This is a genomic window from Cyclobacterium lianum (assembly GCF_900143075.1).
GTDB lineage: Bacteria > Bacteroidota > Bacteroidia > Cytophagales > Cyclobacteriaceae > Cyclobacterium > Cyclobacterium lianum.
Genome location: NZ_FRCY01000002.1, coordinates 22,305 through 45,104, shown reverse-complemented (window position 1 = coordinate 45,104; position 22,800 = coordinate 22,305). Strand labels below are relative to the sequence as shown.

Genomic DNA, 22,800 nt, shown 5'->3' with positions numbered 1-22,800 from the left:
AGGTTTATGTATCCAACTTTAACACGGTATCTGTGTCAATTTGTTCATTTTTTGGCCAAAAGTATATGGGAATTTATCGACTTGTAGATAATATCCTGTATGTCTGATCTAATATTCTCTCTCAAAAGCCGGTTGTTTCCGGCATCAGGATGTACCCTGTTGGATAGAAATATGTAAATCAATTGGTTTTCGGGATCAGCCCAGGCCGCCGTGCCCGTAAAGCCGGTATGTCCAAAAGTACCCGGGGGAGCGAGGTCTCCGGTAGGTCCTTTGTCCGGCTGTGGGTCGGGTTTATCCCAGCCCAGTGCCCTCCTGCTTCTGAAAGAATGTTTTCTTGTAAATTTCTCGATGGTCTCTTCGTCCAGAATCTCGACCGGGCCATACTTGCCGCCCTGTAGCATCAACTGCATCAGTTTGGCCAGGTCGTTGGCAGTACCGAAAAGGCCTGCATGACCGGCTACACCACCATATAGGGCTGCGCCAGGATCATGTACATAGCCTTGTACAAGCGTTTTTCTGAAAAGACGGTCATCCTCCGTAGGTGCGATTTGCCCGGGGTCAAATTTCTGCAGTGGCAGATACCCAAAGCGATGCATTCCCAGCGGAGCATAAAAATGCTGCTCCAGAAACTCATTCATGGGTTGATTGATCCGGGTTTCAATCAGGCGGTGCAACAAATACATGCCAACATCAGAGTAGCGGTAGCTATACCGGCCACTTTTGGTACCCGAATACCTGAGATTCGATGCTACTGTCCACTTCCATAAACTGTCCGGAAGCGATTGCAGGGCAAACAGACCATTCGCTACAGGAAGGGTGTATGGCGCCTGATTTTTATCGCTATAGTATTCCTTTTTCCATTCACTGCCTTCCAGGGTATTGGTGAAATGAGGGATATATGGGACCAACCCGGCCTCATGGGTGAGTATATCCCTGATACGGATGCCGGCTTTATTCGTGCCCGCCAATTCAGGAAGATAGGTAGCCAGCTTCTCATCAAGATCTATGAGGCCCCGGCTTTCAAGAAACATGATAGCCTGCGTGGTAGCCATGACCTTGGTGAGGGAGGCCAGATCGTACAGAGTTTTCTCATTTACAGGCACACTTTTGCTGTAATCGTGGTGCCCGTAGAATTTTTCAAACACCACAGCACCATTCTTTGCCACCAGCACGGTCCCACCGGGCGTGGCCTTGTCTGCAATGGCTTTTTCCATCAGGACGTCGATTTTCAGCAATTCCCTGCTATCCATATTCTGCGCTTCAGGCGTGCTGTAGGCGAGGCGGTCCAGGCTGGGTGTCTGGATCCCATGTCCCACTACCCACTGCTGATCCGTACCGATAGGCAATTTCCCGGTACCCGGCCTGCCTCCGAAAATTACCTGGGGTGCAAGGCTTTCGGTAAATTCATTTTCCTCGTATACCAGAATCAGATTTTCCTGCTCCCTGAAGTTCCCTACCGAATAAGCGTTGCCGAAAACTACCGTGATGACCTCGTGGTTTTCCTGCAGTTTGTCAATAAATGCAATTTCTTCTTTGTTCAGCCCATAATTTCGGCGCCTGTTATTGGTCATACCCATTACCCCTACCACAATGGTACTATATTCTTTGAGGTTTTCTTCCATAGCAGCAAAATTGTATTGATTGCTATTGGATCTGAGGGTATAATGGGTAAATTCAGCATATTTGTCCAGGTAGGATTTGAAGGTATCGCCTTTTCCGCCGAGGGTAAGGGATGCCATTCGCCTAGTGTCCAGGTGCCGAATCGGAATGGCCTCAGTCTGGTTGCTCAGTACCGTAATGGAAGAAGCGTAAAGCTGTTCTATGAGTGCTTTGGTACCAAAATTACTCAGTCTTTCCACCAATTTTTGCGTGTTGATGTGCTGCGGCCGGTGCAGTCCTGCCCAATATTTCGCATTCAATATTTTACGCACCCGGCTGTCAATTTCTTCCTTGCTGATTTTACCATCTGCTACCGCTTCCAGTATCAGGGCTTTCGATTTCGGAACGTCTTCTGCATACAGGAGTACATCGTTTCCGGCAAGAAGGGCCAGCAGGTCTACCTCCCCTGGTTTGTGCAGATTACTCACTCCTTTCATGTTGAGGGCATCTGTAAACACCAACCCCTGAAAATTCATTTCTTCCCGAAGCAGCCCTGTGACCACCTTCGGAGACAAAGTGGTGGGAAGGCTCGCTTCGCTGCCCAGGCTGGGTATGTGCAGATGGGCCACCATAATGCTCATCAGCCCTTTGTCGATCATCTCCCGGTATGGATACAGGTCTACGTCTACGATGCTTTCTTTGCTGCTCCGGATCACCGGAGTAGTAAAATGTGAATCTGAACTGGTATTGCCATGCCCGGGAAAATGCTTTGCGTTGGCGATCACGCCATGATCCTGGAGGCCCTGCATGTAAGCCAGTGATTTTCTGCTTACCAATTTTTTTTCCTCTCCGAAAGACCGGTAGCCGATCACGGGATTGTCCGGATCGGAATTTACGTCTACCACCGGAGCAAAATTGATGTGCATGCCCATTTCCCCAAATTGGCGGGCGATCTCTCTTCCCATTTGATAGACCAGCACTTCCTCGGCTGCTGCGCCCAGTGTCATTTGTTTGGGGAATCTCAATACACTGTCCAGACGCATTCCCAGGCCCCACTCAGCATCCATGGCAATAAAAAGCGGTGTCCTGGCCATTTGCTGGTACTCGTTGGTGAGATGTGCCTGACGTACCGGCCCACCCTGAAAGAAAATCAGCCCTCCGAGGTTTTCATCTTTAATCAGCTGCGCAATTTCCTCCTGGTGCGCTTTGCCCTTATTCGAATAGGCGGCTACCATAAACAATTGTCCGAGACGTTGTTCAAATGTCAGGCTATTGAATACGCTATCTACCCATATTTGCTGGTCAGTAGCGTTTTCACTTTGAAAAAGGTCCCGATCCGGGACATGGTAGTGGCTTGAAACCAGCCCGAGAAGCAGGATGCAACAAAAGGTAAAGGCATAAACTTTTTGACACATGGGCGTGTTAAAATTTTATTGGTAATAATTTAGGGATAACTTTGTGTAACACAATTCCCGGAATTATCCAAACATACATAAATTCCAGATTTCTACCTATGATAAAAGTGATGAACAGGTATAAATTTATTCGAAAAACAATAGTTAAATAAATTCGGTTTCGGTAACCGCTTGTTTTATCTAATCCAGGGGCAATCCCGGGTAGAAAATACCAGGAAAATCTACCGATACCAGGAAAGAAGCAGATAATTTTCAGCATGAAATTTCCATCTATATTCAGGGTAAATCAACCGAGAAGATTCCAGATCAATCCCAGACACTACGATCCTGTAAAGGAAGAAATCCAAAATAGAACTGAGGATATAAGAAGGGATCTGGAAGCCAGGGGGCTGCTTACACCGGAAGAGAAAGAATTAGACAGGCAGCTAAGTTACCGGCATGGCTCCGCCATCAGGGGGGCATTTACCCAGGGTAGCCCCATCAAGAAGCAGCCCTCCGGCTTGTTGCAAAGCGCAGGTTTGATGCGGACCATTATCTTCGTACTGTTGGTGGGCGGGTTTGCCGGCTACCTTTACCTGGGGCCTGATATCCTTTATTACCTGCTATATCTGGGCGTAGCGATAGCATTGTTGATCGGGTTATTCAAATTAAAACCCAGCAAAAAGAATGAATGACCTGATTCAGTTGTTGCCTGATGCGCTTGCCAATCAGATTGCCGCCGGGGAAGTCGTTCAGCGGCCATCCTCTGCACTGAAGGAGATGTTGGAAAATGCCATCGATGCAGGTGCCAAAAACATACAGGTAGCGGTTCGGGACGGCGGAAAAACGTTGATACAAGTCATAGATGATGGCATGGGGATGTCTATCACAGATGCCAGAATGTGTTTCGAGCGACATGCCACCTCCAAAATCAAAAAGACTGAAGACCTTTTCAATATCCGTACCCATGGGTTCAGAGGTGAAGCCATGGCCTCCATTGCGGCTGTGGCCCAGGTAGAGCTGAAGACCAAACGTGCAGGAGATGAATTGGGCTGCCTCATTCAGATCGAAGGCTCGCAGGTAAAAAAACAAGAACCGGTTGTCTTCCAGGAGGGCACTTCCATTGCGGTAAAAAATCTGTTTTTCAATGTCCCTGCCAGAAGAAATTTTCTCAAGTCAAATGCCGTAGAGACCAAACACCTGGTGGAGGAGTTTCAGCGCGTGGCCCTGGCCTATCCCGAGGTGGCTTTTACCTTTCACCAAAACGACATGGAGCTATTTAAGCTTTCTGCAGGCAAGCTGAGTAAAAGGATCGTTGGAATTTTCGGAAAGCAATACCGAAATCAATTAATTGTATGTCAGGAATCCTCTCCCCATATCGATATCAAGGGTTATGTAGGCAGCCCTGAGCAGGCAAAAAAAACGAGGGGAGAACAGTTTTTTTTCGTCAACAAGCGCTATATCAGGAGCAACTACCTGCACCATGCCCTGTTAAATGCCTTTGAGGGGTTAATCGGAACTGACCAGCATCCATTTTACGTGCTCTTTCTGGATATCGACCCCAAACACATCGATATCAACGTACACCCCACCAAAACTGAGATTAAATTTGATGACGAAAGGACCATATACGGCGTGCTGAGGTCTGCTGTAAAACAGGCTCTGGGAGCACACCATGTGGTACCTACGATTGATTTTAGCCTGGATGTAAATTTTACCGACAACTGGGGGAAGGATACCGGAAAGGGGCAGGAAGTAAGTACAGAAAACAATTACCGTGCTTACCGGGGTCCAAGCGCCCTGCACAAAGATGCCCGGGGCTGGGAACAAATGTTCCAGCAGGACCACGAAGAAAGGACCCTGCATTTTGACCCTGAGAAAGAACGTCAGCCTAGAGGTGATGTAAAAACCTTTCCCAGTAAGGTAAACGCGGGGGAATTGAATCCCGAGGAGCCCATAACCGGAGCGGGCAAGACGTTTCAGATCGGTCAGGCCTATTTTGTGACCCAGACTTCTTCGGGATTGCTCGTTTTTGACCAGCAGGCTACGCATCAACGGATTTTATATGAACGATACATCCGGCAGTTGGAGCAATCTGCCGGGGCTTCGCAGCAGTGCCTTTTTCCACAGAACATTAGCCTGAGCCCGGCGGACTTTGCCCTGGTGATGGATCTGAAAGACGAACTCAATAATTTAGGTTTCCAATTGACAGTATTTGGTCAGAATACCATTTTGATCAATGGCGTACCGACAGACATCCATATTGCCAGCGAAAAACTTCTGTTTGAAGAGATGCTGGAACAGTTCAAACATTTTAAGGATGAATTGTCTCTTGGTAGAAGAGAAAATCTGGCAAGGTCTTTGGCAAAGAAAACCGCTATAAAGAAAGGAGATCCGCTGAAAAGCCAGGAAATGGAAAACCTGGCAGGCCAGTTGTTTGCCTGCCAGAACCCCAATTACAGCCCGGAAGGGTACAAAACATTTATCAAATTAGACTTAGATAAAATCGAAAGATTTTTCTATACCTGAAACCAAACGAAAATATATGTTCAGAGCCCTTACCCCCATCGTGAAAAACCTGTTGTTGATCACTGTGGGGATGCACGTAATCGCCTCCTTTTTTCTGCCGCAGCTCAAAAATTTATTTGCGCTTTATTATATAGAGAGCCGATTTTTCATGCCTTTCCAGTTTGTGACCTACATGTTTATGCATGCAGATTTCTGGCATCTCTTCAGCAATATGTTTGGGCTGTTTATCTTTGGCCCCTTGCTGGAGCAGTTTCTGGGGCCAAAGAAAATTCTGATCCTGTGGATGGTGTGCGGGATAGGTTCAGGGGTCATGTATTCGGGCTACAATGCCTACAAGATGGGTAAGCTAAACAACAGCATAGAGGCTTTTACCGCCAATCCTGACCCGGAGACTTTCAACCGTTTTGTTTCGCAAAACAGGCACATGTTTAACCCGTCCATTTATGATTTTGTGGACAATTACAGCAGAAACCCGGATGATGCTGAGATCCAGGAACAAGCCAAAAGAGCCATGCTCGAAATCAGAGAGGGTCAGGCAAATATCCCGATGGTGGGTGCTTCAGGAGCACTGTTCGGTATTCTTATCGCTTTCGGTATGCTGTTTCCGAATACCCAGTTGTTTTTACTCTTTCCGCCGATGCCGGTAAAGGCAAAATACCTGGTATTGTTTTATGGACTATACACAGTTTATAATATATTTGTATCTAATCCCACAGATAATGTAGCTCATTTTGCGCACCTGTCAGGACTGATGATAGGTGCCGTGTTGGTCGTATATTGGAAAAAAGACAGAAGAAATTTTTATTAGGTAAAGATGTACGGAGGATTTTGGTATCATATCAGGCATGCCTTTGACCATAAGGACAATGGTCTGTATAAGATTATTGCAATCAATCTGCTGGCCTTTCTGGTCTTGATGGTAGCGAGGGTTTTTCTGACCATAGGTGGTGCAGAGGAGGTATACCGGTCTATCTTGTCCTATCTGATGATGCCAGCCTCGGTGCCAAGGTTTTTGATGCAACCCTGGACGCTCATCAGTTATATGTTTTTGCACGAAGGCTTCCTGCACATTATTTTCAATCTGCTTTTTTTGTATTGGTTTGGTCTGCTGGTGCAGGAATACCTGGGCAACCGGAAGCTGGTAAACCTTTACTTTCTCGGGGGTATTGCCGGAGGTCTGTTGTATATGGTACTATACAACATCGCTCCCTATTTCAGCGACAGGGTAGATGGAGCATTGATGCTGGGCGCCAGCGCAGGTGTGTATGCCATTGTCGTGGCTGCAGCTACACTCCGGCCAGACACCCATTTTCATCTCCTGTTGATCGGTCCTGTCAAGATCAAATACATAGCTATTTTTTATGTACTGGTGGCTTTTGCCAATTCGGCAGGAGCGAATGCCGGGGGCGAACTGGCACATCTTGGTGGAGCTGCCCTGGGTTACATCTACATCCTGCAGTTAAATAAGGGTGTAGACCTGGGAAAACCCGTGCAGGCGGTAGGCCAGTTTTTTGAAAAACTATTCAGTGCCAAGCCGAAGGTTAAGGTTACCTACAGACGGGGATCAGAATCCGGGAGAAGTGCTTCCGGCAGAAGCAGGAGTACCGGGGCCACATCGGGCAGTAGCAGCACCCAGGAAGAAATCGACCGTATCCTGGATAAAATAGCTGAAAAGGGTTATGACAACCTGAGCAAGGAAGAAAAACGAAAACTTTTTGATTTTAGCAACAAAGATGTTTGATCTGAATCAGCGATCCGGCTTGTCGTAGCCCAAAATCCTCTTGTATTCATTTAACCCAGCCTCCGTAAGAAACGGAAGCACCATCGAGAATACCAGCTTGCTGTAATACTGATAGTGAAAAATTTCTTTTCCGAAGATGATCTGGTTATGGGTGGGCCAGTAATCGGAAAGCATGGTCATTTGGTTGGCCAGGTTTTCGAAGCTTCCTGGGAATTTTTCATTCTCAAACACCCCTTCCTGAAAAAGCAGGTTAAACAAATGGATCAATTGGGTCTTTCGTAAGGAAATCAACTCAAAATACCGGTCTTTTACCGCCTCATGCTGATTGATAATCGCACCAAGATCCATGAAAAAAAAGCGGTACTTGAATTGGATCTTATAAGAGGCAAGGGTGCTGGAATACAGCAACTCCAGAGAGGTGCTGCTTTTGTCAATTTCTGCAGTAGCAGCGTCAGATTCAGCACAGAGGCTGTAGAATATTTTTATGATCAGGTCTTCAAAATCTGTAAACTCGCTTTTTACATCGGATGGTCTGATCTGAAGCTGATCCATCAGCAGCTCCATATCAGTGCGGTGATAGCCGTACTCATTAAAAACGGTTAGAGATTTTTCGATCAGGGTTTGCAAATCCATTTTAATCTTTGAAAGTGTAATTCAAATTTAAAAAAAAGACGTTCATATCCGAAAAAAACCAAGCGTTTTATTACAACTCGTTTTTATTTGCCAACTGTCCGCAAGCAGCATCAATATCCTGACCGCGGGATTTTCGAACCTTGGCGACGATACCAGCCTCTGTCAGGATCCGCATGTATAGAGCGACCTTATCCGCTGCCGCTTGCCTGAATTCCCCTTCGTCTATGGGATTGTACTGAATAATGTTCACCTTTGAAGGAATGAGTTTACAGAATTTCGCAAGGGCCCTGGCATGGGCTTCGTCATCGTTTATTCCATCCCAGATCACGTATTCATAGGTGACCTTTCTTTTCGTTTTCGCATACCAGTACTTCAGTGCCTCTGCCAGATCTTCCACGGTATTGGTTTCATTAATGGGCATAAGCCGGCTTCTGGTTTCATTAATCGCAGCGTGCAGCGATACGGCCAAATTGAATTTCACCTCTTCATCTGCCATTTTGCGGATCATTTTGGCTATGCCAACCGTGGACAGGGTGATCCGTCTGGGAGAGATGCCCAGACCCTCCGGAGAACAAATTTTTTCTATGGCGGCCCGGACATTCTGGTAATTGAGCAAGGGCTCTCCCATCCCCATAAATACGATATTGGTCAATGGCCGGTCATAATAGACCCTGGCCTCTTGTTGTATCGCCACTACCTGGTCATAAATTTCATCCGGGTTTAGGTTTCGCATTCTTTTTAACCTGGCAGTGGCACAAAAGTTACAATCCAGGCTGCACCCCACCTGCGAAGATACACAGGCTGTAATCCGCCTGGAGGTTGGGATCAGTACAGATTCTACAATGTTGCTGTCAAATAATTTGACTGCGTTCTTAATGGTACCATCAGTACTTCGCTGAAAATGGTCTACCTGGATATGGTTGATCGTAAAATGCTCCTTAAGGTGCTCACGGGTAGACTTTGAGATATTGCTCATCTCGTCAAAATTTTTGAGCGATTTATTCCAAAGCCATTCATACACTTGGTGAGCCCTGAATTTCTTTTCACCAATTGATAAAAAATAGCGCTCCAGTGCCTCCAAATCCAGTTTCCTGATATCCTGTTTAGTGTCTTGCTGCATGACTTTCCTTTTTTGCGGGCCAGTAAAAACAATTACTTCCCTTCAAATGGTTCAAATCCCCTCGTTTTATCTTTTCCCTGGCCGGCTAGTTCGCTTTTCGGACGGGCACCTTTCCTCCTGTTGCTTTAAGCTGAATCATTAACTTCTGCCGCAGTTCGGTAACTTTCTCCGGAAATTCCGCTCCCAGGTCTTTTTTCTCGCCAGGATCGTTTTCCAGGTCATAGAGTTCACTGACCTGGTTTTCATAAAAGTGGATCAGTTTCCATTTGCCCTCCCGGATTGCAGATCCGGGTTTCCATGCACTGCCATGATAATGGGGGTAGTGCCAGATCAGGCTTTCCCGATCCAGTTGGTTTTTTCCTTCCAGCAAGGGCTGTAAATTTTTTCCGTCCCGGGCTTCCTCCGGTATTCCTGCCAGGCTGAGAAGGGTTGGGTACATGTCCATACTGACTACGGGGGTGTGGGATACCGTCCCTGCACTTTTAATTCCCGGACCCTTGATAATTAATGGGACACGGATGCCTCCTTCATAACACCAGCCTTTGCCAGCCCTCAGGGGTCCGTTTGCCGTGGGTGCTCCCTCTGTGAAAAGGGTGGAAAGCCCCCCGTTATCGCTGGTCAGGATGATCCAGGTATCCTCATCAAGGCCGGATTCTTCAAGCGCTTCCATGATCTTTCCGATATTGTCATCCATGGCGGCTATCATGGAAGCGTAGGCAGCATTGTCCTGTATAAGCTTGGTATGCCCTGTGCCTTCCTGACGGTAGGTTACCTGTGTTGCGGCAGGCTGAAGCTTTTCCCTTTTCTCCATGAAATATTCATGGTGGCGTGGGGCTGGCTGAATGGGGGTGTGTACGCTGTAGAAAGAAAGGTATAACAGGAAGGGCTTATCCTTGCTTTCCTGAATCAATGCGATGCTTTCAGCTGTGAGTCTATCGGTAAGGTATTCTCCCTCCGGGCCGTCCTCAAGTCTTGGATTGCCGTAGGGAGCATAGTAGCCGTTGGCTTCTCCCTTTTTTAACTGTGGGGCACCTACACTCCAGCCTCCAATATTGATGTCAAACCCCTGGTTTTCGGGCCAGAACCGTTCCTCCTCGCCCAGGTGCCACTTGCCTATAAAATAAGTCTGGTAGCCACCTTCCCTGAGCTTCTCCGCAAGTGTAGTTTCCTCAAGTTCCAACTGATGGCTAATGGCCGGAGTCTCCAGTTCCCACTGCTCCCGGTCACGGCTAAATCCCGGGATCCAGTCGGTGATGTTGACCCGGTTGGGATGCTTACCCGTCATTAGCGCAGCTCTGGTAGGGCTACAAACGGGATGGGCAGCATAGGCCTGTGTAAAACGCATGCCCGACCCTGCCAGGCGATCCAGGTTGGGCGTTTCATAAAAAGTGTCTGGATAGTTTGTTTGGATATCTGCCCAGCCGAGGTCATCTACCAGGATGAAAACAAAATTGGGTTTCTTTGCCGGTTTTTCACCGCAGGACAATAAGAGGACAGCTAGTAAAGCAGGTAATATCAATCTTTCCATCAAAAGCAATTTAGGTTTAATCCGGGCATTTCTGCTCATCTACAATATTGGATCAGAAAAAGAAATGGCCCGGGTTAAAGTTAAATAAATCAGTTAAGAATGCAGCCGGAGTGTGGTTATTTTATGGTTGATTTAAGCGCTCTCACAATCTGCCAAAAAGTCTGCATCTCAATGGAAAACTGTTCAAAAACGGACATTATTTCCGGATTTCAGTCGGGATTCGGTTTGGTTACATATTTGATTGAGTGAAAACATACGTTTGTAAGTAAAAGCACTTAACCTATAGCATCATGGATTTCAAACAATTTACCATCAAATCTCAGGAGGCCATTCAAAAGGCACTGGAGCTTTGTACTGCCGCCCAGCAGCAGCTCATTGAGCCGGCTCACCTGCTCAAAGGCATCATCCAGGAAGACAGCAATGTCACCGATTTTTTATTTAAAAAGATGGGGGTCAACAGCAATCTGCTGCTCAACAAGCTGGATGATCTCATCCAGCAGCTCCCCAAAGTGAGCGGGCAGCAGCCCTATCTGTCCAATGCCAGCAACCAGGCCTTGCAAAAGGCAAAAGAATACCTGAAAACATTCGGTGACGAGTATGTAGCGGTAGAACACCTGGTGTTGGGAGTCCTGGCCGGATCCGACAAGACAGCACAGCTATTGAAGGATCAGGGTCTTGAAGAGAAGAAATTAATTGAAGCGATAAAAGAACTTAGAAAAGGAAATAAAGTGACGGATCAGAATGCAGAATCAAAATACAGGTCACTGGAGCGGTATTCCAAAAACCTGAATGACCTGGCAAAGAAGGGTAAAATAGACCCGGTAATTGGTAGAGATGAAGAAATCCGGAGGGTCTTACAGATCCTTGCGAGAAGAACCAAAAACAATCCCATATTACTGGGAGAACCAGGGGTAGGTAAAACAGCGATCGTAGAGGGGCTGGCCCAACGGATCGTCAGCGGGGATGTACCGGAAAACCTCAAAAGCAAGACGCTGATATCCCTGGATATGGGGCTGCTGGTGGCAGGCGCAAAATATAAAGGTGAGTTTGAAGAGCGCCTGAAGGCGGTAATCAAGGAAGTGACAGACTCTGAGGGAGAAATCATCCTCTTTATAGATGAAATACATACCCTGATCGGTGCCGGTGGAGGAGGTGAGGGTGCGATGGATGCCGCCAACCTGCTCAAGCCTGCATTGGCCAGAGGTGAGCTTCATGCCATCGGCGCTACCACGCTCAAGGAGTATCAGAAGTACATCGAGAAAGACAAGGCCTTGGAGAGAAGGTTTCAGCAGGTGGTGGTGGATGAACCCGACGCAGCCGACGCCATATCCATTTTGCGCGGTATCAAAGACAAATATGAATTGCACCATGGGGTGCGGGTGAAAGATGATGCCGTCATTGCAGCAGTTGAATTGTCTCAGCGGTATATTTCAGACCGGTACCTTCCGGACAAGGCCATTGATCTGATGGATGAAGCAGCTGCCAAACTGCGCATGGAAATAGATTCCTTGCCGCAGGAGCTGGATGAACTCAATCGTAGGATCATGCAACTGGAGATTGAGCGGGAAGCCATACGCCGGGAGAAAAACAAGGATAAGGAAACGGTCCTGAGTAAGGAACTGGCCGAATTGACAGAAAAGCGGCAGGATATCAAAGCCAAGTGGGAAAGTGAAAAGGCTGTGATCCAGGGCATTCAACGGGAAAAGGAAAATATCGATAAGTTTAAGCTGGAAGCCGAACAGGCCGAGCGATCGGGCGAGTTTGGGAAGGTTGCAGAGATACGCTATGGAAAGATAGTAGAGAGCGAGAAAAAGTTGCATTCCTTCCAGGAACAGCTCAAGGAAATGCAGGAAGATTCTCCCCTATTGAAAGAGGAGGTGGACAGCGAAGATATAGCCGCAGTGGTCAGTAAATGGACAGGTATACCGCTTTCCAGGATGATCCAGAGTGAACGGGAAAAATTGCTTCACCTGGAAGAGGAGCTGGGGAAAAGGGTAGCCGGGCAGCGCGAGGCCATCGCCGCTATTTCTGATGCCGTCAGGAGAAGCAGGGCAGGACTGCAGGATCCAAAGCGTCCGATCGGATCATTTATCTTCCTGGGAACTACAGGAGTCGGAAAAACCGAGTTGGCCAAGGCCCTAGCAGAATACCTTTTCAGCGATGAAAACGCCATGGTGCGGATTGATATGTCCGAATATCAGGAGCGCCATGCCGTGAGCAGGCTGGTGGGAGCGCCTCCCGGATACGTGGGATATGACGAAGGCGGTCAGTTGACCGAAGCCGTACGGAGAAAACCCTATTCCGTAGTTTTGCTGGATGAGATTGAAAAGGCTCACCCGGATGTATTCAACATCCTGCTGCAGGTTTTGGACGATGGCAGGCTGACAGACAATAAGGGAAGAACGGCCAATTTCAAAAATACAATTATCATCATGACCACCAACATTGGCTCTACGCTGATCCAGGAGCGGTTTGACGCCATGGATGAATGGAACAAGCAACAGGTGATGGAAGAAACGAAAGAGGAGGTCTTTGCCCTGCTCAAAAAATCAGTGCGGCCGGAGTTCCTGAACAGGATTGATGAAACCATCATGTTTGAACCCTTGAATAAGGAAATCCTCCGCAAAATTGTGGATATTCAGTGGAAGGAGATTCAACATCGATTGTCTGAATCCAATATTGAAATTGAAGCTACCCGGGAAGTGCTGGATCATTTGGGTGATGTAGGCTTCGATCCTCAGTTTGGGGCCAGGCCTCTGAAAAGGACCATGCAGCGATTGATATTAAACGAGCTCTCCAAGCAGATCCTGAGCGGGTATATCAAAAGCGACAGCGCGGTATTGGTAGACTTAGATGCAGATGGGCAGGTTTACTTTAAAAATGCAGATCCTATAGTCGTGGAATAAGATTGGTTTGTTGGTTAAGTGAAGTTGCAGCCGGGCCGGAATGGGTTCGGCTGCTTTTTTGTTTGCTTCCGTCTTAAACCCGAAATAGGCAACAGGAATTCTGGTGCAAAATAAAATTGCTTTAAAATCAGTCACTTCCTTGCAGTTTTCAGCTTCGCCATAGCGGTGCTATTCTTCAGTTTCCAAACTACCTGATTTCCTTGTAATGGCAGCCTTTACAATGAAACCTGATGTACATGCTGGTTAAACTCGTTCCGGTAAAAAACAGAATAAAATCCCGGTGGTTGATAGATGCCAGGTACTGGACATGGAAAAAAACATTAATGCCTGAAATTCCTGCCAGGTTCGTAGGGAGATAGACCACAAATAAGCTACTTTTGGGTGCGGCTGTGCAGGTTCAGGCAGCAAACCACAAGACAATGGATTATCAGCAATTGATTTCGGAGGTTTATGATGAGGTAAGGGCAATGGGTCTTACCGGAAAAGTGGCGGATTACATACCAGAATTGGCTAAGGTATCAGGTGAGCACTTTGGGATCGCTTTGGTCGATTTGCAGGGAAATGTTTTTGGTGCCGGGGATTACAAGGTGCCCTTTTCCATTCAGAGCATCTCCAAGGTATTCACCCTTACCATGGTATTTCATGTATTTCGCAGTAAGCTCTGGTCCAGAGTTAATGTGGAGCCAAGTGGTAATCCTTTTAATTCCATTGCCCAGTTGGAATATGAGCATGGTATCCCCAGAAACCCTTTCCTGAATGCCGGAGCCCTGGTCATCACCGATGCGCTGACCAGCAAGTTTGAGAACCCCATTCGGTGTATCCGTGAATATATCGATGAGCTGGCCGGCCAGCACTGTGTGCGGATCAATGAGGAGGTAATGCAATCCGAACTCAGGCATGCAGAGCGGAATACGGCCATGGCGTATTTCCTAAAGGCCTACAAAAACTTTGACAATGATATACAGGAAGTGATAAAAACCTACGTCTCGCAATGTTCCATAGAAATGTGCTGTGAAGAATTGGCCAAATCAGTTTCATTTCTGGCCAATGACGGTTATTCAATTTTTGCCAGGAGAGAAGTATTGAGCGAAAGCCATACCCGCCGTATCAATGCGCTGATGCTGATGTGTGGTTTTTACGACGAGTCTGGAGAATTCGCCTTCCGGGTGGGTTTGCCCGGCAAAAGTGGTGTTGGAGGAGGGGTAGTTGCCCTTATGCCCGGAAAATTCAGCATTGCCGTTTGGTCTCCCGAACTGAACGAAAAGGGCAATTCTACGCGGGCCATCAAGGCCCTGGAGATTTTGACCAACAGGCTGAAGTTTTCCTTGTTTTAAACCAGGTTGACAGTTCGCCACATGGCCCTGGATGTAGCTGCCATGGCCGGATCATTTTCCATAGCGTTTAATTTTGCATTGAACGGCTCTGCCCGCACCGGTCCGTCATAACCGATATTTACAAGGGCCTGCATAAAACCCTTCAGGTCAATCAATCCACTGGCTCCGGGGAGTTGACGCTCTCCGTCAATTTGCTCCATGATACTTCTTCCGGCTGTGGCATCATTGAGGTCACAGGTTATGATCTGATCGTTGCTCAGTTTCTCTAAGTCCTCTACGCTCTCGCTGGAGGTGTACCAGTGAAAACTATCCAATTGCACCCCTACATTGGGGCGACCAATATCGGCGATAAGGTCCTGAACTTCCTTCAATGTACCGACAAAGGGGTAGCGATTGATAATTTTAAGGTTTTTTGTTCCCACATATTCAAAACCGAGTTTCAGCCCTTCTTCTCCCAGTATTCGTGCAGCCAGGCCCAGTCGCTGACTATGTTGCCTGAGGTTTTCGAGGTAAGGCAATTCGTTGTGACTAGGCATGATCCAGGTGTTTACCCGGCTCACACCCGCTTCCCGGAGCCGGATAGCGATTTTGGGAAGCTCTTTGATCCCCGACTCGTAGGTTGCCTTGTCCTTCCGGAAATCTACCGGTAACCCAGCCGAATCCCAGGTGAGTTGGTTTGCCTTCTTTCTGGCCAGAAATTCGTCCAATTTGCCCGGCGACAATTCCATCAGCTGAGAAGGCACGGGAAGGATCGCCTCAAATTTATGTACCACTGCCTTGTCTATCATTTCCTCCTGATCGATTTGCACGCCGATGGCATAGGGGTTAAGGCTTATCCGGAATTTGCGTTGACGCAGATCCGGAGTCGCATTGGCCAGGAAAGGTGCGGAGGCCAATCCCAGGGAGAATGTAGTACCTTGCCGGATAAATGTTCTTCGGTTCATAGGAGTATTGCTAATTTTCGTCACTGGTTAGGATAGGATTTCCCGGATCACATGCCCTTCCACGTCCGTTAAGCGGAAAGGCCGTCCCTGAAAATCATAGGTAAACTGCTCATGGTCAAATCCCAATAGTTGGAGTATGGTGGCGTGGACATCGTGCACAGAAACCGTGTTATCCACACCGGAAAAGCCGAAATCGTCCGTGAGCCCGTGGGAGGCTCCATTTTTAATGCCGCCCCCGGCCATCCACATGGTAAAGGCATCTACGTGATGATCCCGGCCTTTGTAACTCTGGGTTTTTCCTTCCCGGTTTTCCTGCATGGGGGTGCGTCCAAATTCTCCTCCCCAGACTACCAGGGTCTGGTCCAGTAAGCCTCGTTGCCTGAGGTCGGTGAGCAAGGCAGTGATCGGACGGTCTATTTCTCTGCACTTATCTTTCATACCCAGATCTATAGCGGTACTTTCGCCGGTGCCGTGTGCATCCCAGCCCCAGTCATAGAGTTGCACAAACCGCACACCCTTTTCTACCATTTTGCGGGCGAGCAGGCAGTTGTTGGCAAATGACTCTTCGCCCGGTTGGGTACCATAGAGCTGGTGGATGTATTCTGGTTCTTCGTTGATATTCATCACCTCAGGCACCTCGATCTGCATGCGAAAGGCCATTTCGTATTGGTTGATCCTGGCAAGTATTTCCGGATCAGAATAGGCCTGAAAATCAGCCTCGTTGATGTCATTGATGGCATCGAGCATTTTTCGTTTCAGGCCCCGGGACATCCCTTTCGGGTCTTCGATATACAATACCGGATCACCTTTTGACCGGCACTGCACTCCCTGGTAAACAGAGGGTAAAAAACCACTGCCCCATACGCTTTTTCCGGCGTCCGGAGTTTTTCCACCCGAAGTGAGTACCACAAAGCCGGGCAGGTTCTGATTCTCGGAACCCAGGCCGTAGGTTACCCAGGAGCCTATGCTGGGCCTCCCCAGCCTCGGGCTGCCGGTTTGCATAAAAAGCTGGGCCGGGCCATGGTTGAACTGATCCGTATGCACAGCCTTCAGGAAGGCTACTTCATCGACTACTTGTTTAAAATGAGGAAGATAATCGGACACCCAGTTGCCTGACTCGCCACATTGCTCAAAGTTGGCCTGGGGGCCGAGCAGATTGGGACGCCCACGAATAAAGGCAAATTTTCTTCCCTGTAAAAGTGACTCCGGACATTCCTGGTTGTGCAGTCTTGCCAGCTCGGGTTTGTAATCAAACATTTCCAACTGGGACGGCGCACCAGCCATGTGTAAATAGATTACGGATTTTACCTTAGGGGTAAAGGGAGGTGGCAGGGCAGAGAGTGGATTCAGGTCCCGCTCGGAAAGTTGCATTTTACCGGGTTCAGCAGATTGGCAACCACCGATGAGCGATCCCAGCGCCAGTCCTCCCATGCCCGTAACGCAGCTTTGTATAAAATGCCTGCGGGTCTGGGTTTTCAATTCTCTTTCCAGTTTTTCAGCAAGCAATTTTTTTATTTCGTCCATGTCAGGATTTGGTTAGGAATTCGTCCAGATTCAACAATGCGTTGGCAACTACCGCCAGCGCCGCAAGCTGGGGGTCTTTTTCAGATTCCCCGGCAAATTGCAGCCAGTCTTGCATGGCCTGTGGATCACTGGCAAAATCTTCCACTGCAAACTCGCGGAGCTCTTCCAGGTACCGGTGTTTTTCAGCGCTGATAGGCTGCAGCAGTAGCTTTTCGTAAGCCCAGGAAATGGGATCCTCCTCCCCGGACTGCCGCATACGCAGCGCCAGGTGGTAGGCGGCTTCCTGATATACCGGGTCGTTTAAGGTTACCAGTGCCTGGAGGGGAGTGTTGGTGAGCGTGCGATCAATGGTACATACCTCCCTGCTCCCTGCATCAAAACTGATAAAGGAAGGGTAGGGGCTGGTGCGCTTCAGAAAGGTGTAGATCGCCCGCCGGTAGCGGTCTTCTCCTTCGCTGGTTTTCCAGGATTCACCGTTGTACACCGTTTGCCATACATTGTCCGGCTGGGGAGGCATTACCGGCTTGCCATACATTTTTTTACTCAGCAGACCTGAGGCTGCCAATACCTGGTCCCTGATTTGTTCGGCACTGAGCCGAAACCTCGGACCACGGGCATACCACTGGTTTGCCGGGTCCTTTCCGTGAAGCAATGCTGAAGAAACGGAAGACTGCCGGTAGGTGCCGGATGAAACCAGGTCTTTGATAAAGGGCTTCAATCTCCAGTCGTAGTCGTCCATGAGTCGAACGGCCATCCAGTCCAGCAATTGCCGGTGACTGGGAGGGTCGGACTGGGTGCCCATATCTTCCAGACTACTTACCAGGCCACGTCCAAAAAGTTGTGCCCAGATCCTGTTAGCAAGGGTACGCGCTGTGAGTGGGTTTTCCTTGCTGGTCAACCAATAGGCCAGACCGAGGCGATTTTCCGGCCATGCAGGGTCCCAACGGTTGAGGATGGCGGGTACATTCGGTGCCACTTCCTCTCCTTTGAGCATCCAATTGCCTCGTTCAAACACATGGCTCGTCCGCTTCATGTAGTCTGGGTTTTCGATCATGATCGGAACGGTAGAGGTGTTCGTGTTCAGGAGTGCCATGAAATTCCGGTCTTTTTCAGCATGACCGGGTTGATTTTTTCCAGGTAACTCGGGAAAGAAAGCCAGCCAGTTGATGGCTGAGCTGGTTTGCTGCAGGCTAAGGCCTTTGTTTTCCATGTGTAAGTACAGGTCTACTTTTTCCTGAACTTCTTTTATGGGAAAACGGCGGATCACCCGGCCCTCCGTTTTGTCCAGGGTAAACCGGGCCAGAACTTCTCCCTCGGGGCCGTCCCTGCGAATGGTCAGCAGGCTTCCTTCGTTGCCTGTCCAATAATTTAGGTATATGTAAGGAGATCCACCGGTGTAAATCCCCCGGAAATAACAGGATCCCTGATCCCAAAGGCCCAGCCATTTGGTATCGATAAGCTCCCCATTTTCAAAATCTTCGGCCAGGTGGGCGTGGTATTTAGGTTCCTGATAGCGGAGGATGGCGTCTATTTCCTTTTCCAATTTCTCGTTTCCATAGCGGGCTGCCCAGTCCTTTATTTCTTCTACCCGGACACTGTCGTCTCCACTATAAAATTTTAATTTGGGTTCCTCCCCATGGGTGTCTTCATCCCGGCTGTTATTGAAGAAAGCCATGAGTTGGAAATAGTTTTCATGGGTAAAGGGGTCGTAGGGGTGGCTATGGCATTGTACGCAAGCCATGGTAGTACTCTGCCATACGTCAAAGGTGGTATTGACCCTGTCGATTACTGCAGCGACGCGGAACTCCTCATCCTGTGTCCCGCCCTCATCGTTATTCATGGTATTGCGGTGAAATGCGGTGGCTGTCAGCTGATCCAGATCAGGATCCGGGAGTAAATCCCCGGCAAGCTGTTCCACCGTAAATTGGTCGAAAGGCATGTCGGCGTTCAGGGCTTTGATGACCCAATCGCGATAGGGCCAGATTTCCCGGCTTACATCGCGCTCATAGCCCTTGGTATCTGCGTATCTTGCCAGATCCAGCCACCAGGAAGCCCACTTTTCTCCAAACTGCGGGCTATTCAGTAGGGTGTCTACCAGCTCCTCATAAGTCAATGCGTTGGTTTTCCACTGCTGAACCAGCGTGTCCCCGGGCGGAATTCCGGTCAGGTCAAGGCTCAATCGCCTCAGCAGCACCATTTTATCCGCTTCGGGTGAGGGCTGCAGCTCCTCTTGTCTCAGTTTTTCGGCTACAAACCGGTCGATAGCGTTTTGAATAAATCCGGGAGCAGATTCAGCAAAAAAGCCTGCCTTTACAGTTGTCTCAGGGGGGCTGGGTTTTGTGGGAGTCTCGTAAGCCCAGTGTTTGCCCCATGTTGCTCCCTGGTCCACCCAGGCCGTAAGTATGTCGATTTCCTCATCCGAAAGGGGGGCTTTCTGATAGGGCATGCGCAACTCCGGATCATTTGCTGTAAGCCGATTGATAAACTCGCTTGCACTGGCATCGCCGGGAATGATGGCAGGGTGGCCTGACTCTGTCGGGGCCAGGGCTTCATCTTCAAAAAGCAGACTGAATCCCCCATTTTTCTTGACCCCTCCATGGCAGGAAATACAGTGTTGGTTCAGGATAGGTTTTACCTGAGTGCTGTAGTCAATTTCCTTTTCCCTGGTTAAGGCAAAGAAAACCGTTCCTGCCAGCAGTAAACTGGCCACACCGATAAAGAGGACTGGTTTTTTCATGGGGCGGGTACTAGCGAAAATTTAATGCAAAATAGCCAGAAATGCCTGAAATCGCAAGGTACTGCTAAAGTAGAAGGGAGATTTATCAGTTTTCAGGCGGGCTACCCCACCAACAGCATTACCCCGCAACCCACCGGCGAAATAATGGTCTGTAATCAAAATTTAGATTTTTGAAAGATTTGGAAATTGCTTATCTTAAGTAAAAAATCCAGTCTGGTTTGAACCCTGCACCAGGCCAAAATATGCCGGATTCTTCGAGACCTTTCTGGTGGAGGATCAGGTCAATGAGATTATTGGTGGGAATGATGGGGAAAACTGGGTTGGTACTCAGGAATCTGGAATGTTTCGTTATCGGTCAAATGGTTTGCTTGAGGCCATAAAGCTCGATTCGGGCAAAAGAAGTATAAAAGCCCTTCATCAGGACAGAAAGGGCGACCTTTGGGTTGGATGCTGGCCGCAACCTTGCGGACTTCTCCATTTTAATCCGGAGAGCGGGATGAAGGAAGTTCTGCGACATGACCCGGACGATTCCAACAGCCATTCCTCCGATCTGATCATGGATATACTGGAAGATCGTTCTGGAAGGATCTGGATCGCCACATGGGGTGGAGGTGTCAATCGATACGACCCGGTAGCCGGAGTTTTTACAAGGTACAGCAACGGACCGAACGACACCACCAGTCTTGGAGGAGATTTTGTTACCTGTTTGTACGAAGACTCATCGGGCGCCATCTGGGTAGGAGGTGGAGGTGCGCTATTGGAGCCCTCCCAGCCGGCGTTCCTGGATCGCTTCCTTCCCGCTAACGAGGTTTTTGAACACCATTTCAGCGGGATGGAAGTGGAGGCTTTTTCCAGTTTCTACGATCATAATGAAAATGTGATTTGGGGAAACGGACTTACGTATAGTTTCAAAGGGTGGAAAGAAGTGGAAAAACAAATCAGACCGGTTATGGAACAGGCGCCAAACCCCCTCGAGCCCAGTGAATTCTACAACTACCAGATTTCGGTAGCCGGAAACCAGGCCTGGGCAACTTTCGATAAGAAAAATAAAGGGTCAAATAGACCAGTCTCCAAAGAACAACGCGTTCTCGTCAAGAAAGATGGAGAATGGAAGCTAATTGTCATGCTGTTTTTTACGCTTTAAAGCTGAATTTCGGCTGGTTTTTTTAAAACCTCTCCATTCCGACTGCTGGCGAAACCCGCTGTCGGTTAACGATCCTGGATTTAAAGTGTGCTAATAAATCACATGATTACCCGGTTTTTTCCCTGGGAAGGACTAGTATTGAACGGTCTACTGCTTTAAAGTAATAACCACGACCCCGTTTTTCCCTTTCGCACCATACTTTTTGACTGCGCTGGGTCCCTTTAGTACCGAAACACTTTCAATATCATCCGGCTGTATGGCAGTAAGGTTTTCGACCATTTTCTCCTTGCCATCGTCAATGACCAGATACAGTGGATTGTCATTGCCTCCGTTGCTATCTACGATTCGGATGGATTGGTTTTTATTGGTGAAATTGTTGTTTCCGTATCCGATCACGTTTACGGCTCCTCCGGGTTTGGTTTTATCCAGTTGTTGTTGCTGCTGCTCAGTCAGTTCGTTTTTAATAGCCACTAAGGTACCAAGCTGTAGTTTTTTTAGTTGGTTTTCCAGGGAGAGCACCTTGTCCATTTGCTTTTCAATTGCATGCATGTCTACTTTGGTGTTATCCATAAGTTCTTTTAGCCCGGAGGTAGCGGCTTCCAGATCCCATTTAAGGACGCTGAATTCCCCTGCGTTTTTGCTGTGAATTTCCTTAATGGCAGTTGCCTGCTGATCCGTAAGATTAATTTTATCACGTTGACTCATGACCAGGTCTGCAGCGTAAAGGTGATCTTGAAACAGATCCTGGGCATGAGTGAAATTAGCCAGCAGGAGCAAAAGCAATACAAATACAGTTTTCATTTTAGTCAGGAGTTTTGTTAAAATTCGGTTAACAGGGATTCGGTGGGCGATTCCCAGATGTCCATGGAGGTAGTTGTTGTTACGACAATGGTTGGATCCTGTTCCTCGTTTTTTTCAAGCGAAATGATCAACAGGTTCCGATCCAGGGAGATGTCTTCTTCTGCTTTTGGGAAATAGAATAACGCAATCGATATGGAAGCTGCTATCCCCAATACGGCAAGCGTCCTCTTTCTAATATTCTTAGGGCTTTTTGGAAATACCGGAATCGACAAATGCCGGTCCTGCCGTCTGTATGCTGCAAAGAATTCTTCAAGCACCGGATCCCTTGATTTATCTGCAGTCTTCATGTTTCCTTCGTTTTAATATCATACTTTTTAAATTATTCTTCCCCCGTGCATAGTGTGTACGGGCTGTTCCGAGACTTACCTGCATGATACCAGCTGCTTTTTCAAGGGTTAGACCATGGTAGAAAGTCAAAAGCAGCACTTCTTTCTGCCTTTCAGGAAGCAATAATAAAAGTGCTTCGTGAGAGACCTCTTCAGGATCGTCGGACGAATGATCGGCTATCTCCATGATCTCCGGGAGCGGATTTTCAACCCGGGTTTTCCGTGCCCATTCCATCGAAGTATACCTGATGACGGAAAACAACCAGGTTTTTACTGTCGATTGGTTGTGGAAGGTTGCCTTTCCTTCCAATATCTTCAGGTAAACCAGCTGCAGGACATCCCGGGCCATTTCTCCGTCAAAGCCACAACATTGCCTTGCCCATACAAACGCATCCATATGCAGGGATTTTACGACTGTTTCAAGTTGGTCTCTTGTCATACTTGCCTATTGGTGTCGTTTTCACGCAGATATATGACACG

General features: G+C 48.1%; 17 protein-coding genes. 7 read left to right on the top strand and 10 right to left on the bottom strand.

Going from position 1 to position 22,800, the window contains the following annotated elements:
* Positions 1 to 44: 44 nt before the first annotated feature.
* A complete protein-coding gene (locus BUB19_RS02840; protein ID WP_073091638.1) occupies positions 45 to 3,014 on the bottom strand; it encodes a serine hydrolase domain-containing protein in 2,970 nt (989 codons plus the stop codon).
* Positions 3,015 to 3,271: 257 nt separating this feature from the next.
* Between BUB19_RS02840 and BUB19_RS02830 the strand changes: the two genes are divergently transcribed.
* From BUB19_RS02830 to BUB19_RS02815, 4 genes are read left to right on the top strand one after another with little or no spacing between them, the layout of a single operon-like run.
* Positions 3,272 to 3,688 (top strand): hypothetical protein, encoded by a 417-nt coding sequence (locus BUB19_RS02830; protein ID WP_073091632.1) that lies wholly within the window; start codon positions 3,272 to 3,274, stop codon positions 3,686 to 3,688.
* Entirely contained in the window at positions 3,681 to 5,522 is a 1,842-nt protein-coding gene (gene mutL / locus BUB19_RS02825) for a DNA mismatch repair endonuclease MutL (protein WP_073091629.1), read from the top strand. Before BUB19_RS02830 ends, mutL begins: the two co-directional genes overlap by 8 nt.
* A gap of 16 nt (positions 5,523 to 5,538) precedes the next feature.
* Positions 5,539 to 6,330, top strand: coding sequence for a rhomboid family intramembrane serine protease (locus BUB19_RS02820; RefSeq protein ID WP_073091626.1), 792 nt, complete (start codon positions 5,539 to 5,541; stop codon positions 6,328 to 6,330).
* Between the two features lie 6 nt (positions 6,331 to 6,336).
* Positions 6,337 to 7,263, top strand: a complete 927-nt coding sequence (locus BUB19_RS02815) for a rhomboid family intramembrane serine protease (RefSeq protein ID WP_073091622.1) — start codon at positions 6,337 to 6,339, stop codon at positions 7,261 to 7,263.
* A 6-nt stretch (positions 7,264 to 7,269) separates the two neighbouring features.
* On the opposite strand, the gene BUB19_RS02810 is transcribed toward BUB19_RS02815, so the two are convergent.
* From BUB19_RS02810 to BUB19_RS02800, 3 genes are all read right to left on the bottom strand, one after another.
* Positions 7,270 to 7,896: a TetR/AcrR family transcriptional regulator gene (locus BUB19_RS02810; protein ID WP_073091619.1), complete on the bottom strand. Its 627-nt coding sequence runs from the start codon at positions 7,894 to 7,896 to the stop codon at positions 7,270 to 7,272.
* A 70-nt stretch (positions 7,897 to 7,966) separates the two neighbouring features.
* Positions 7,967 to 9,016: a dual-specificity RNA methyltransferase RlmN gene (gene rlmN / locus BUB19_RS02805; RefSeq protein WP_073091616.1), complete on the bottom strand. Its 1,050-nt coding sequence runs from the start codon at positions 9,014 to 9,016 to the stop codon at positions 7,967 to 7,969.
* Between the two features lie 85 nt (positions 9,017 to 9,101).
* Positions 9,102 to 10,544 carry a sulfatase gene (locus tag BUB19_RS02800; RefSeq protein WP_073093114.1) on the bottom strand — a complete coding sequence of 481 codons (1,443 nt, stop codon included), beginning with the start codon at positions 10,542 to 10,544 and terminating at the stop codon, positions 9,102 to 9,104.
* Positions 10,545 to 10,834: 290 nt separating this feature from the next.
* Between BUB19_RS02800 and clpB the strand changes: the two genes are divergently transcribed.
* Together clpB and BUB19_RS02790 are read left to right on the top strand one after the other, a co-directional pair.
* Positions 10,835 to 13,450, top strand: a complete 2,616-nt coding sequence (clpB, locus tag BUB19_RS02795; RefSeq protein ID WP_073091613.1) for an ATP-dependent chaperone ClpB — start codon at positions 10,835 to 10,837, stop codon at positions 13,448 to 13,450.
* Between the two features lie 419 nt (positions 13,451 to 13,869).
* Positions 13,870 to 14,784 (top strand): glutaminase, encoded by a 915-nt coding sequence (locus BUB19_RS02790; RefSeq protein WP_073093112.1) that lies wholly within the window; start codon positions 13,870 to 13,872, stop codon positions 14,782 to 14,784.
* Here the strand turns inward: BUB19_RS02790 and BUB19_RS02785 are convergent.
* From BUB19_RS02785 to BUB19_RS02775, 3 genes are read right to left on the bottom strand one after another with little or no spacing between them, the layout of a single operon-like run.
* The gene (locus BUB19_RS02785; protein WP_073091610.1) at positions 14,781 to 15,728 is read right to left on the bottom strand and encodes a sugar phosphate isomerase/epimerase family protein; all 948 of its coding nucleotides are present in this window, start codon (positions 15,726 to 15,728) and stop codon (positions 14,781 to 14,783) included. The two genes, BUB19_RS02790 and BUB19_RS02785, sit on opposite strands and share 4 nt — an antisense overlap.
* Positions 15,729 to 15,755: 27 nt before the next feature.
* Complete coding sequence (locus BUB19_RS02780; protein ID WP_073091607.1) at positions 15,756 to 17,252, bottom strand: DUF1501 domain-containing protein; 1,497 nt, start codon at positions 17,250 to 17,252, stop codon at positions 15,756 to 15,758.
* A gap of 1 nt (position 17,253) precedes the next feature.
* Complete coding sequence (locus tag BUB19_RS02775; RefSeq protein WP_073091604.1) at positions 17,254 to 19,989, bottom strand: PSD1 and planctomycete cytochrome C domain-containing protein; 2,736 nt, start codon at positions 19,987 to 19,989, stop codon at positions 17,254 to 17,256.
* 268 nt (positions 19,990 to 20,257) lie between these two features.
* Between BUB19_RS02775 and BUB19_RS02770 the strand changes: the two genes are divergently transcribed.
* Entirely contained in the window at positions 20,258 to 21,133 is an 876-nt protein-coding gene (locus BUB19_RS02770) for a ligand-binding sensor domain-containing protein (protein ID WP_073091601.1), read from the top strand.
* Positions 21,134 to 21,280: 147 nt separating this feature from the next.
* Here BUB19_RS02770 and BUB19_RS02765 read toward each other — a convergent pair whose 3' ends face one another.
* The 3 genes from BUB19_RS02765 to BUB19_RS02755 are packed head-to-tail and all read right to left on the bottom strand — an operon-like array spanning position 21,281 to position 22,759.
* Entirely contained in the window at positions 21,281 to 21,934 is a 654-nt protein-coding gene (locus BUB19_RS02765) for a Spy/CpxP family protein refolding chaperone (protein WP_073091598.1), read from the bottom strand.
* Between the two features lie 17 nt (positions 21,935 to 21,951).
* Complete coding sequence (locus BUB19_RS02760; RefSeq protein WP_073091595.1) at positions 21,952 to 22,281, bottom strand: hypothetical protein; 330 nt, start codon at positions 22,279 to 22,281, stop codon at positions 21,952 to 21,954.
* Positions 22,265 to 22,759, bottom strand: a complete 495-nt coding sequence (locus BUB19_RS02755; protein WP_073091592.1) for an RNA polymerase sigma factor — start codon at positions 22,757 to 22,759, stop codon at positions 22,265 to 22,267. Before BUB19_RS02755 ends, BUB19_RS02760 begins: the two co-directional genes overlap by 17 nt.
* Positions 22,760 to 22,800 lie beyond the last annotated feature (41 nt).

Bases quoted from the DNA above. Each gene is read 5' to 3' on its own strand.
- BUB19_RS02810 (WP_073091619.1), bottom strand. From the start codon at position 7,896: ATGGATTTGCAAACCCTGATCGAAAAATCTCTAACCGTTTTTAATGAG.
- BUB19_RS02785 (WP_073091610.1), bottom strand. From the start codon at position 15,728: ATGAACCGAAGAACATTTATCCGGCAAGGTACTACATTCTCCCTGGGA.
- BUB19_RS02800 (WP_073093114.1), bottom strand. From the start codon at position 10,544: ATGGAAAGATTGATATTACCTGCTTTACTAGCTGTCCTCTTATTGTCC.
- BUB19_RS02815 (WP_073091622.1), top strand. From the start codon at position 6,337: ATGTACGGAGGATTTTGGTATCATATCAGGCATGCCTTTGACCATAAG.
- clpB (WP_073091613.1), top strand. From the start codon at position 10,835: ATGGATTTCAAACAATTTACCATCAAATCTCAGGAGGCCATTCAAAAG.
- mutL (WP_073091629.1), top strand. From the start codon at position 3,681: ATGAATGACCTGATTCAGTTGTTGCCTGATGCGCTTGCCAATCAGATT.
- BUB19_RS02820 (WP_073091626.1), top strand. From the start codon at position 5,539: ATGTTCAGAGCCCTTACCCCCATCGTGAAAAACCTGTTGTTGATCACT.
- BUB19_RS02840 (WP_073091638.1), bottom strand. From the start codon at position 3,014: ATGTGTCAAAAAGTTTATGCCTTTACCTTTTGTTGCATCCTGCTTCTC.
- BUB19_RS02765 (WP_073091598.1), bottom strand. From the start codon at position 21,934: ATGAAAACTGTATTTGTATTGCTTTTGCTCCTGCTGGCTAATTTCACT.
- BUB19_RS02760 (WP_073091595.1), bottom strand. From the start codon at position 22,281: ATGAAGACTGCAGATAAATCAAGGGATCCGGTGCTTGAAGAATTCTTT.
- BUB19_RS02780 (WP_073091607.1), bottom strand. From the start codon at position 17,252: ATGGACGAAATAAAAAAATTGCTTGCTGAAAAACTGGAAAGAGAATTG.
- rlmN (WP_073091616.1), bottom strand. From the start codon at position 9,016: ATGCAGCAAGACACTAAACAGGATATCAGGAAACTGGATTTGGAGGCA.
- BUB19_RS02775 (WP_073091604.1), bottom strand. From the start codon at position 19,989: ATGAAAAAACCAGTCCTCTTTATCGGTGTGGCCAGTTTACTGCTGGCA.
- BUB19_RS02830 (WP_073091632.1), top strand. From the start codon at position 3,272: ATGAAATTTCCATCTATATTCAGGGTAAATCAACCGAGAAGATTCCAG.
- BUB19_RS02790 (WP_073093112.1), top strand. From the start codon at position 13,870: ATGGATTATCAGCAATTGATTTCGGAGGTTTATGATGAGGTAAGGGCA.
- BUB19_RS02755 (WP_073091592.1), bottom strand. From the start codon at position 22,759: ATGACAAGAGACCAACTTGAAACAGTCGTAAAATCCCTGCATATGGAT.